The organism is Streptomyces sp. NPDC054956, assembly GCF_053609185.1.
In genome coordinates this window covers 19,750-29,377 of sequence record NZ_JBSGXB010000064.1, presented here as the reverse complement: position 1 = coordinate 29,377, position 9,628 = coordinate 19,750, and the positions used below count along the sequence as shown (strand labels likewise).

Below are 9,628 nucleotides of genomic sequence, written 5' to 3'. Positions count from 1 at the left end.
GCCGATGGAGACGGGTGTCGCACGCGTGCGGCACCCCCTGGCTGGAGGGTCAGACGGAGTCCAGCGCCCGGGCCAGCGCACCGCGCCGGGCGATGCCCAACTTCCCGTAGATCCGCGTCAGATGTGTCTCCACCGTGCGGACGCTGACGAACAGCCGGGCGGCGATCTTCTGGTTGGTGAGCCCTTCGAGGACCAGGTCCGCGATCTCGCTCTCCCGAGCGGAGAGGGCCGACAGGGCGGAGTCCGCCGGGCCGGCGGACCGCAGGAGGGAGGGCGCGCGGTCCGCGGGGCGTTCCTCCCCGCCGAGTCCCGCCGCCCGGCCGTGCCCGTACCCGTCCGGGCCGCCCGAGGGCTGGGAGGGCAGGGAGTACGAGGGGGACGGTGCGAGCGGGTGCGAGCCGCGCAGCTCCGTCGCCGCGTTGCGCAGCGCGTGCGCGCCGGCCCGTTCGAACTGCTCCTCCGCGGCGCGGACCGCGCGGGCGAACTCCTCGTCGCACCCCAGGCTCCTGGCGGAGCGTGCCGCGACCAGGTGCGCCAGCCCGGCCTTGACGGGCCACCCCGCCGCGGCGAGCTGGTCGCCCGCCCCGTGCGCGAGCTCCGCGGCGCGCTCGTGCTCGGCGCGGACGGCCGCCAGCCGGGCCTCCGCGAGCTGCGCGGTGGCGCCGTAGACCGCGAGTCCGGGCACCGGGACGCGGTTCGCCTGCGCGGCGTGCCGGGCGACCGCCTCGACGTCCCCCGTCCGGGCCCAGAACTCGGCCGCGAGGTCGTGGCCGGGGACGCACATCGGGTCGGACCGCTCCCCGTCCGGGGACACGAGCAGCCGCAGCGCCTCGGCCGGCGGCAGCGGACGCCCCAGGGCCAGCCCGGCCTCGGCGCGTACGTGCCGGATGAAACCGGACCACATCCACGTCTCCGGCTCCGGGCAGCCTTCCAGGAGCGCCAGCGCCGGCCCGGCCGCCCCGGGGCCGGCTCCGTACAGGATGGCCCGCAGCCGCAGGCCCGCGGCCGGCGCGAGCATCTCGGTGGTGCCGAGCGACCTGGCCAGCTCCAGTGCGGTGTCCGCCGCCGCCACGGCGTCCTCCATCGGTCCGGACGCGGTCAGCAACGATGCCCGCACGACGTGCAGTTCGGGAAGCATGTAGCGGTGGTGGTGGGCCTCCGCGAGCGCGAGGGCCTCGGCGACCCGGCGGGCGCACTGGTTCGGCCGCTCCAGCAGGATCTCCGCCCAGCACAGGTCGGGCAGACCGCCGAGGAGCCGCAGCCGCTCGCTCCCGGTGAGGGAGTCGGCGCTGCGCTCGGCAGAGTCGAGCGCGTCGACGGCGCCCGGCACGTCCCCCTGGACGATCAGGCTGAGGCTTCTGAGGGCGTCGGCGGCCGCCGAGAGTTCCGGGCGGTCCGACGGGATGTCGAGGGCCACGAGTCGGCCCAGACATCGATCCCACTGACTGTTCATCATCTCCCTTCTCGCCAGGCTGATTTCGGTCTCCACGGAGGCGCCCGGGCGACCGGCCGCGGCCACCTGCGCGCCGGCCGCCGGGCCTGCCGTACGGGGCCACGTGCGCGGGACGGCGCCCGGGCCGGCCGGGGCATCGCCGGCGAGGTCGCTCTCGCGCAGCAGCCGGTACGCGCGCTCGCCCCGGCCGCGCAGTCGCTCGCCCAGCGCGAGGAGGTCGGCCGCGGCCGTCGAGCCCCCGGCCGAGGCGGAGAGCAGCGGGCGCAGCACCTCGGCGGCTTCGTCGAGCCGGCCGGTGACCGTGAGGGCCCGGCCCAACAGCAGCGCGGCCTGCTCCAGTTGGGCACCGTCACCCCGGTCGGCGAGCACCCGCAGCACGGTGCGCAGCCGCCGGATGCTGGTCTCGGGCGCCTGGTGCAGCTCGGCCCGGGCTATGTCGACGAGCCGGGCCAGTTCGTCCCCCGACGCGGTGTGGGCCAGGTGCTCGACGTGTGCGGCCCAGGCGGCGGGCGCGGCGCCGCGCCGCTCGAGATGGGTGGCGGCCCGGCGGTGCGCCTCGACGCGCCAGGCGGGGCCCGCCAGACGGTAGCCGACGGAGCCCAGCAGCGGCCTGCCGAACCGGTACCACCCGGCACTGCCCACCACGCAGCCGTGGTCGGCCAGTTCGTCGAGGGCGAGGCCGACCTGGTCCTCCGGCAGCACGGCCACCTCCGCGACGAGCGCCGGGTCGAACTCCGCTCCGGCGACGGCGGCGGCCCGCAGCACCGCCCTGGCGTCGGCCGACAGGCTGTCGAACTCGCCGAGCAGGTCGGGGTCCGGGTGCCAGCCGTCGAGGAGGCCCGCCGGACGGGGGTCCCCCGAGGCCAGCCCGTCCGCCAGCTCGTCGGCCCGGTCGGCCGGGAGGGCGGAGACGAGGGAGTGGAGGGCGCGCAGCTGACGGGGATTGCCGCGGGCCGCCGCTACGAGCCGGCGCTCCCGGGCGGGCGGGGCCCCCGGCACCAGGAGGGCGGCGTCGGCCGGAGCCAGCGGGCCGAGGGCGATCCGCAGCGCGGCGGTGTCCCCGAGGGCCCGCGCCAGCCAGGGCGGGCAGCCTCCCGAGCGGTGCGCCAGCACGAGGCCGATGCGCTGGTCGGCCGGGCCGCGTAAGACGTGTTCGAGCAGTCGCAGGGACTCCTCGTCGGCCCACTGGAGGTCGTCCAGGACGAGGAGCACCGGCGCGCAGTCGCCGTTCTCCAACAGGGCGTCCCGCAGCCGACGGTGTCTGCGGTGGAGCTGGGAGGCCCCCGGGGCCGGCTGGTCGGCGAACTCCTCCAGCAGGTCCAACGCCCTGGTGTGGTAGAGGGCGTGCATCAGCAGCCCGTACGGAACCGCGGTGCCGGCCGGCGTGGCCACTCCCCGCAACACCTCGCGCCCCGCGGCCGCGGCCCGCTCGACCAGAGCCCCCAGCAGCCGGGTCTTGCCGATGCCGGGCGCCCCCTCGATCACCGCGATCCTGCTCGTCCGGCGCTCTTCGGTCAACAGCAGGGCGAGCTGGTCCAGTTCGTCGTCCCGCCCGATCAGCCGCCCCGCCGCGCCCGCATCCGTCACCGCTCGTAACACCGGCATCTCCCCTGATGTCGCGGGCACGGTGCCGCCGCCCAACAGGTCGACCGACACCAGACCTTCACGTCATGCCCGTACGTCCCCCCGAACCGAAGCCGATCATCGCTTCCGTCGCCCTTCCTGTCGAGTGGAGGGAACGATGCGGCCGGGGGCCGCGTGCGTCGAAAGTCGCTTGGTCCGTTTGTAGGACGGCCCTACGCTCTGGTCCATGATCCAGATGAACCCCGACGGGTTGCGCAGCTATCAGGTGGGGCCAGTCCAGGCGGAGCTTCGCGAGCTCACGGTGAGTGACGATCGTGAAGGCATGCTCGAAGGGACGCCGCACCTGCACCGTCGCTTTCGTCTGATGACCATCGAGAAGGCGATGGCGGCGACGCCGCATCTGTACGTGCACGATCTCGACAAGATCCGAGCCGATGCGGAGGGACGGGTCGACGAGTGGATGCCGCGAGAGGCGGTTCATGCTCGACTGACGTCATGGTGGACGCCCGAGGACATCACGGAGTACGGGCACACGAGGATCTCGGTGATGTGGTTCCAAACGACCGCGCAGGATCCCTTCACCTACCTGGCCGAGATCGTGCGCCCCCTGGACTGGGCATCACTTGCCAGGTTCATCCCTTTCGAGGACTAGGTGACACCAGGGAATCAGTGGAAGCGGTCCAAGGGCGACGGTCACGCAGACGCGAGGGCACTGCCCTGAGCGGTAGTCGGCGCAGCGCATCCCACTCGACCGTGGCCCAGGCCGTATGGAGAGCCTTGACCAGTGCTCCTGTGTCGCGCGTGAAGTCGGCGTCGTCGACACTCGCGATCGGCTGGCTGGGGCAGTGCGAGTTGGTGGCCGCAGCGGCGAGCAGCATCGGAATCTCGACCGCCGGCACGGGGCGCGTGGTCCACAGTACGCCCGTCCGCGTCAGCCCCTCCTGGAGGAGCTGCATCGTGATCCCGGGCAGCACGTCCGCCTGCGGCCAGATGACCTGCTCGCCGTCCCAGAACGCCACGTTCCACACCGAGCCTTCGCGCACCATGCCGTCGCGGCCGATGAAGAGAACGTCGTCGTATCCGTTCTTCCGGGCTTCCAGCGTCCGGTGGGTGAGGCCCATGGTGGCCATGTGCTTCAGATGCGGCAGATCGCGTTCGTAGGTCGCGGAACACACCCGCAGGGGCGGGCGAGGCGTGTCCGACGCGGGTTCGGTGACCGCGACGATGACGTCAGGGCGCTCCGGCGCACTCTCGTGCGGAATGACCGTGACCCGTACCGAGGCATCCACATCCGGACCGACCCGCCGGCGGATCAGGCTCCGCTCCGTATCCGTCCGGAATCCGTGTCCACCGCACCGTGGAACACTTCGAGGGAACCCGCCCGCATCCGCTCGAGATGCAGCTCCGAACCGCGTACGGCTCCTTGGCGCACCTGCATCGACGTGAAGTGCCCGTAATTCCAAGCGGCGGCCCGATGCAGTTCCTCGACCCTGGCCGGCTCGCCGTTGATGTCGAAGCTCGGCATCCGGGCCATGCTGCCACAGCCTGCCGATACCGGTCACGGCGCTCCCAGGCCGGTGTCGGCGTGAGGTACTGAGGTCAGTACCTCACGGACCCCGGGCGAGCCGGCCAAAGCGCGGGAGCGGAAGGGGAATCCTCCTCCAGCCCCTGGGGGTGGGTGGACCTAATGGGTGCAGCCGGCGGCGGCGGGGTTTGAGGGATCGCAGTTGCCGGGGTTGTTGTTCGTGACGGCGGTGTGGTTGAGGGTGACGGTTCCGCCTTCGTTGTGGAGGCCGGCCGGGGCGTAGGCCGCGACATTGCGTGTGACGCGGGAGTCGTTGAGCGTTGCGTCGCCCTGGTTGTGAATGCCGGCGCCGGTTCCTTGAGTGACCGCGTTCCTGTCGATGACGGTATTGCGGGTACTGAGCGTTCCGAAGTTGTAGATGCCGCCACCGGAGAAGCTTGCCGTGTTGCCACGGATGGTGGTGAGGACGTTGATGGTGAGCGTGCCGAAGTTGGCGATGCCCCCGCCGGTTCTGGCGTTGTTGCTGCGGATCTGGCTGTCGGTGATCGTCGCGGAGGAGCTGTTGTTGTAGACGGCCCCGCCGAGACCTCTTGCTTCGTTGCCGGTGAGGATGCTCCCGGCCAGGGCGAAGGGTGCGGAGATGCTGGTGTGCGCGATGGCGCCGCCGTTGCCACCGCTGACAGGGCCGGTGGAGTTGTTGGTGAAGGCGCTGAGGTCCACACGTGTGGTCCCGCTGCTCAGGATGGCACCGCCGTGGCCGGATTCGGTGCTGTTGCCGTTGAAGTAGGAACTTACGACGCGGAGGGTTCCATTGTTGTTGTTGATGGCGCCGCCTCCGTTGCTGGCGGAGTTGCCGGTGAGGCGGACGTTGTTAAGCGAAGCAACGGTGCCGAATCCCAGCTGCATGGCCCCACCGTGGGTGCCTACTCCGGATTTGCCGTTGGTGAGGGCAACGTCTCGGAGGGTCAGGTTCGCGCCGGTGGTAGGGGGGAGGGTGAAGAAGCGGAATTCGTTGTCGGTGTTGTCGTCGCGGGTGAGGGTGGCGTTGCGTCCGTCGATGGTGATGGGGCTGGTGATCTGGGGGAGCGCGGCGTGGCCGGGGCCGGCGATCTGCTCGGCAAAGGTGTAGGTGCAGTCGCGGGCGAGGTTGAGGGTGTCGGCGGTGGAGGGGGTGCTGTTGGCGGTGGAGACGGCCTGGATGAGGGCGGCGGGGGAGCAGGCGACGTCGATCGTGGCGGCGTGGGCGGGGGTGGCGACCAAGCCGGAAAGGGTGAGCGCGAATGTGGGAGCGGCGAGCAGGGTAGCGGCCTGGCGGGGGCGGCGCAGTGGCCTCATTGTCTGACTCCTTTTTTGGGGGAGGCGCCCGAGAGCGATCCGATCATTGTTTACATCAGCTCAATAGCCATCCTTTTCGAGGCGCACCGGACGTATGCTGTTAGGTACTTCGGCCTGTCCAGTAGTTCTTTTGTGCGATGGTGTCCTTTTCCGGAGTTCGAGCGTGTCGGCGTTGCCGGGTGGAGGCTTCAGAAACTGGGCGAAAGTCCGGACGGTCGGTGGCCGGAATGGCGAATCGTCGCGCGGCCCTCGTGGCTTTCCGGCGAGGGCATGGTGGTGCATCCGGGCGATGCCGAGCATGGAGTGGTGGACGCCGTGGTAGTCGCCGTCGGCGATCGTGGTGGTGTTGCCGACGGAGGCCGGCGGACCACGACGGCGAGACGGGTGTCCACGTCGATGACGAGCTGGTGCGCGGTGGAGTACCGGTGGTTCCTGGCGGGTGCCGGGGCACGGCCGTCCGGCGCCCCGGACCTACCGTCGCGGCGTAGTCCTCGCAGACCGCGGTGCACTTCCGCAGCCGCTCGTCATCTTGCTCCGAACCTGATCGCCCGGACACGTTCGAGGTCGGTTCAGGTCGTCCTTCAACGTCTGGGCCGCTCCGGGGGAGAGAGAAAGAGATCAGTCGAGCCAGATGAGCATCGCGTGACCGGTGGATGCGGCACCCCGGAAGAACTCCGTAAGGGGAGTCAACACGTCGCGGGCCCACTCCAGTGAGTCGGGCGAGTCCCAGATCTGGGGGTAGATCCCGGCCCTGGTGAGTTCGGAGGGGTCGACATCCTGGATGAGCTGGTCAAACGTCGTCTCCCGCAAGGTGTCGGCGGCGAGCTGTACTCGATCCGGGGTCAGGTACTGCGGCGGTCCGTAGCCCCAGTCGCAATCGGTGGCGAGGGGTTCCTCTCCGTGGACGATGCCGACGGGGAAAGCGGAGCGTTCCAGAAGGAACCCCAGCAGGTGCCAAGCCTTGTGCGTGGTGAAGTGGCGCGCTTCGGCCGGCGCGGGCTCGCTCTCCTCCTGCGCGTCCTGGATCTCCTCGGCGAGGCCCAGCGCCCATTCGGGATCCATCAGGGCCCGGTCCAGTTCCGCCGGCGTGATGCGCAGGTACTCCCCGTTCATGCTCATGGGCGGAAGCATACGAAGCACGTCAGACAGCGTGGTCAGCCGCTGCCGAACCCGTAGTCATTCTGCGCGTCTGGGCTTCGTGCGCTTCTCGTGGTGCGCGGGTGGGGAGATCATCCGCCCGCGACGGCCCCTACTCCAGCCATGCTCCGTCGCGCATGATGACTCGGCCTCGCAGCTCACGCACGCCTCGCCAAGCGCGCACGGTCTTCGGCACCACGCGCAGGTACAGATGGGCGCCGTCCTCCGTACGCGGGTCCCACCCGAGCTTGCCGGTGAAGGCGTCGGCCGGGTCTCCGGGCACGTCCTGGTCGGTGAAGCATTCCGTCTCGCCCTGCAGAAGCACCACATCGAAGGTGTCCGGCAGCGACAGGCGCACCCGGGGTTCCTTCTGGACGTTCCGGGCGGTCACGGAGGTCGCGCCGGTGCACATCCACACTGCACGGCCGTCCCAGGAGAACCACAGCGGTACCTGGTGCGGACCGTGATCGGGGTGAGCCGTCGATACCCAGACATCCCGCTCCGCGGCGAGCCGCTCCAGAGTGTCGCGCCTGCGTTCCGCCGTCTGGCGAGGTTCCGGGTTCGTGTTCTGCATGAGGGGCGACGCCAGCCAACAGACGTGCGGTGTGCATGGGGCATCGGTCCTACTCCCCAAGACCGACCCGGTCTTCAGCCCCGCTTCGGGGCGGCCGAGCCGGGGGAGGCCGGTGTCACGGGCGGTTCAGGAATGCCAGGAGGGCGGCACTTGTCTCCTTCGGGTGGGTGAGGAGGCCGCCGTGTGCGGCGTCGACGATGACCGTGAACTCCCCGTGGGGCAGGGCGTCGGCAGCGGCCCGTGAGGCGCGGGGCGGGAAGCAGAGGTCGTGCTCGAAGCACAGGACCAGCACGGGGACGGCGACGTCGGCGAGCGCGGCCATGCGGTGCGGATCGCGCAGCCACGTTTCGGCCGCGGTGGCCTGGCCCACCTCGCCGCCGGTCGACGTCCAGATCTCCTGCTGAGCGCCGAGGAGTTCCAGCCACGTGCGGGTCTGCTGCTCGTCCTCGCGCAGGATGGCCGGCGGCAGGCTGGAGAGCAGGGTCTGCAGGCGCGTGAACGCTGCGGGCAGCCGGCCGGTCACGGCTATCAGTTCCGCTTCCGCGTCGAGCATGGCGTCGAGGACTCCGGTGACCGGTCCGGCGCCCGCCATCGACCAGGGTGGCGAGGGGGCGCCGGAGGGGGCGACCCCGCGTGCGGCGTAGGTGATCACTTCGAAGTCCGCCCGCACCAGGTCCTCCCGGAGGCCGCACAGCTCCCAGGCCACCGGCGGCATCCCCGTACCGCCCACCAGCACCACCGGCCGTCCCCGGCCCGCCCGTTCGTACGCGATCCGCACCCCGTCCACGACCACCGACTCCACGTGCGCCCCCTGATCCGTGCTGCTGTGTCAGGGAAGGATGCCTGCCCAGGACAGAAGAGTCCATGATTTCCTGAATCCAGGATTCGCTGTACTGTCGGCGGCGTGCTTACCGTTGCCGCTGACATAGAGGTGCTGGCCCGCTTCGGCCGCGCGCTCGCCGACCCGATCCGCTGCCGCATCCTCCTCGCGCTGCGTCAGGCGCCCGCCTACCCCTCCGAGCTCGCCGACGCGCTCGGCATCTCCCGCACCCGGCTGTCGAACCACCTCACCTGTCTGCGGGACTGCGGCCTGGTCGTCACGGTGCCCGACGGCCGGCGCACCCGCTACGAGCTCGCCGACGCACGCCTGGGCCAGGCACTGGAACACCTGTTCGCCGCGGTGGTGGCGGTGGAGAACGACAAGACCTGCCCGGACGCCGCCGAGAAGGGATGCTGCTGATGACCGCGATATCCCTGGGCCCGTCCCCGTCCCCGTCCCCGGCCCGCCGCGACGCACTCGCCCGCCGCATACGGCTCCTCGTCGCCGCGACGATCACCTACAACGTCATCGAGGCCGTCGTCGCGCTCACCGCCGGCACCATGGCCTCCTCCACCGCGCTCATCGGCTTCGGCCTCGACTCGATCGTCGAAGTCTCCTCCGCCGCGGCAGTCGCCTGGCAGTTCTCCGCCCGCGACCACGCCCTGCGCGAAGCGCGGGAGAAGACCACCCTGCGGATCATCGCCGTCTCCTTCTTCGCCCTCGCCGCGTACGTCGCCTTCGACGCCGTCCGCGCGCTGACCGGCACCGGCGAGGTGGACCGCTCCATCCCCGGCATCTTCCTCGCCGCTCTCTCGCTCGCGATCATGCCGTTCCTGTCGGCCGCCCAGCGCAAGGCCGGTCGTGAACTCGGCTCCGCCAGCGCGGTCGCCGACTCCCAGCAGACGCTGCTGTGCACCTACCTGTCCGCCGTACTCCTCGTCGGCCTGGTCCTGAACGCCACCCTCGGCTGGTCCTGGGCCGACCCCCTCGCCGCCCGCGTCATCGCCGCCATCGCCGTCAAGGAAGGACGCGATGCCTGGCAGGGCAAGGGCTGTTGCGCACCGACCGCGCACACGTCGGCCCCAGCCGGAGCGGCCGCGGCAGAGACGGACGCGTGCGGCTGCGAGCCCGGCTGCACCTGCTGCTCGTGAACTCCACGGTGCAGGGGCCCGCGGCTGCACGGCCGCGAAGCCGCCTTAC

Annotated in this window: 10 protein-coding genes; 3 read left to right on the top strand and 7 right to left on the bottom strand. The window is 71.1% G+C overall.

Annotated features, from left to right (window positions below; genetic code table 11):
* Positions 1-49 precede the first annotated feature (49 nt).
* Positions 50-3,109, bottom strand: a complete 3,060-nt coding sequence (locus ACWGDE_RS13795) for a helix-turn-helix transcriptional regulator (RefSeq protein WP_453389180.1) — start codon at positions 3,107-3,109, stop codon at positions 50-52.
* 154 nt (positions 3,110-3,263) lie between these two features.
* Here ACWGDE_RS13795 and ACWGDE_RS13790 point away from each other — a divergent pair, with 154 nt between their 5' ends.
* Complete coding sequence (locus ACWGDE_RS13790; RefSeq protein ID WP_453389179.1) at positions 3,264-3,689, top strand: hypothetical protein; 426 nt, start codon at positions 3,264-3,266, stop codon at positions 3,687-3,689.
* Here the strand turns inward: ACWGDE_RS13790 and ACWGDE_RS13785 are convergent.
* The 6 genes from ACWGDE_RS13785 to ACWGDE_RS13760 all read right to left on the bottom strand — a co-directional run bounded on the left by ACWGDE_RS13785 (position 3,670) and on the right by ACWGDE_RS13760 (position 8,410).
* Positions 3,670-4,326 carry an aminotransferase class IV gene (locus ACWGDE_RS13785; protein WP_453389178.1) on the bottom strand — a complete coding sequence of 219 codons (657 nt, stop codon included), beginning with the start codon at positions 4,324-4,326 and terminating at the stop codon, positions 3,670-3,672. The two genes, ACWGDE_RS13790 and ACWGDE_RS13785, sit on opposite strands and share 20 nt — an antisense overlap.
* 23 nt (positions 4,327-4,349) lie before the next feature.
* Complete coding sequence (locus ACWGDE_RS13780) at positions 4,350-4,562, bottom strand: hypothetical protein (RefSeq protein ID WP_453389177.1); 213 nt, start codon at positions 4,560-4,562, stop codon at positions 4,350-4,352.
* 159 nt (positions 4,563-4,721) lie between these two features.
* Positions 4,722-5,897 carry a hypothetical protein gene (locus ACWGDE_RS13775; RefSeq protein ID WP_453389176.1) on the bottom strand — a complete coding sequence of 392 codons (1,176 nt, stop codon included), beginning with the start codon at positions 5,895-5,897 and terminating at the stop codon, positions 4,722-4,724.
* A 618-nt stretch (positions 5,898-6,515) separates the two neighbouring features.
* A complete protein-coding gene (locus tag ACWGDE_RS13770) occupies positions 6,516-7,016 on the bottom strand; it encodes a YfbM family protein (protein WP_453389175.1) in 501 nt (166 codons plus the stop codon).
* A 130-nt stretch (positions 7,017-7,146) separates the two neighbouring features.
* A complete protein-coding gene (locus ACWGDE_RS13765) occupies positions 7,147-7,608 on the bottom strand; it encodes a pyridoxamine 5'-phosphate oxidase family protein (RefSeq protein ID WP_453389174.1) in 462 nt (153 codons plus the stop codon).
* 115 nt (positions 7,609-7,723) lie between these two features.
* Positions 7,724-8,410 (bottom strand): alpha/beta fold hydrolase, encoded by a 687-nt coding sequence (locus tag ACWGDE_RS13760; protein ID WP_453389173.1) that lies wholly within the window; start codon positions 8,408-8,410, stop codon positions 7,724-7,726.
* A gap of 102 nt (positions 8,411-8,512) precedes the next feature.
* On the opposite strand from ACWGDE_RS13760, the gene ACWGDE_RS13755 reads away from it, so the two are divergent.
* Together ACWGDE_RS13755 and ACWGDE_RS13750 are read left to right on the top strand one after the other, a co-directional pair.
* Positions 8,513-8,848: an ArsR/SmtB family transcription factor gene (locus tag ACWGDE_RS13755; protein WP_453389172.1), complete on the top strand. Its 336-nt coding sequence runs from the start codon at positions 8,513-8,515 to the stop codon at positions 8,846-8,848.
* The gene (locus ACWGDE_RS13750) at positions 8,839-9,579 is read left to right on the top strand and encodes a cation transporter (protein WP_453389171.1); all 741 of its coding nucleotides are present in this window, start codon (positions 8,839-8,841) and stop codon (positions 9,577-9,579) included. Before ACWGDE_RS13755 ends, ACWGDE_RS13750 begins: the two co-directional genes overlap by 10 nt.
* The last annotated feature ends 49 nt before the right edge of the window (positions 9,580-9,628 follow it).

Excerpts from the sequence above, each read along its gene's own strand:
- ACWGDE_RS13770 (WP_453389175.1), bottom strand. The coding sequence starts at position 7,016 with ATGAGCATGAACGGGGAGTACCTGCGCATCACGCCGGCGGAACTGGAC.
- ACWGDE_RS13750 (WP_453389171.1), top strand. The coding sequence starts at position 8,839 with ATGCTGCTGATGACCGCGATATCCCTGGGCCCGTCCCCGTCCCCGTCC.
- ACWGDE_RS13790 (WP_453389179.1), top strand. The coding sequence starts at position 3,264 with ATGATCCAGATGAACCCCGACGGGTTGCGCAGCTATCAGGTGGGGCCA.
- ACWGDE_RS13775 (WP_453389176.1), bottom strand. The coding sequence starts at position 5,897 with ATGAGGCCACTGCGCCGCCCCCGCCAGGCCGCTACCCTGCTCGCCGCT.
- ACWGDE_RS13765 (WP_453389174.1), bottom strand. The coding sequence starts at position 7,608 with ATGCAGAACACGAACCCGGAACCTCGCCAGACGGCGGAACGCAGGCGC.
- ACWGDE_RS13780 (WP_453389177.1), bottom strand. The coding sequence starts at position 4,562 with ATGCCGAGCTTCGACATCAACGGCGAGCCGGCCAGGGTCGAGGAACTG.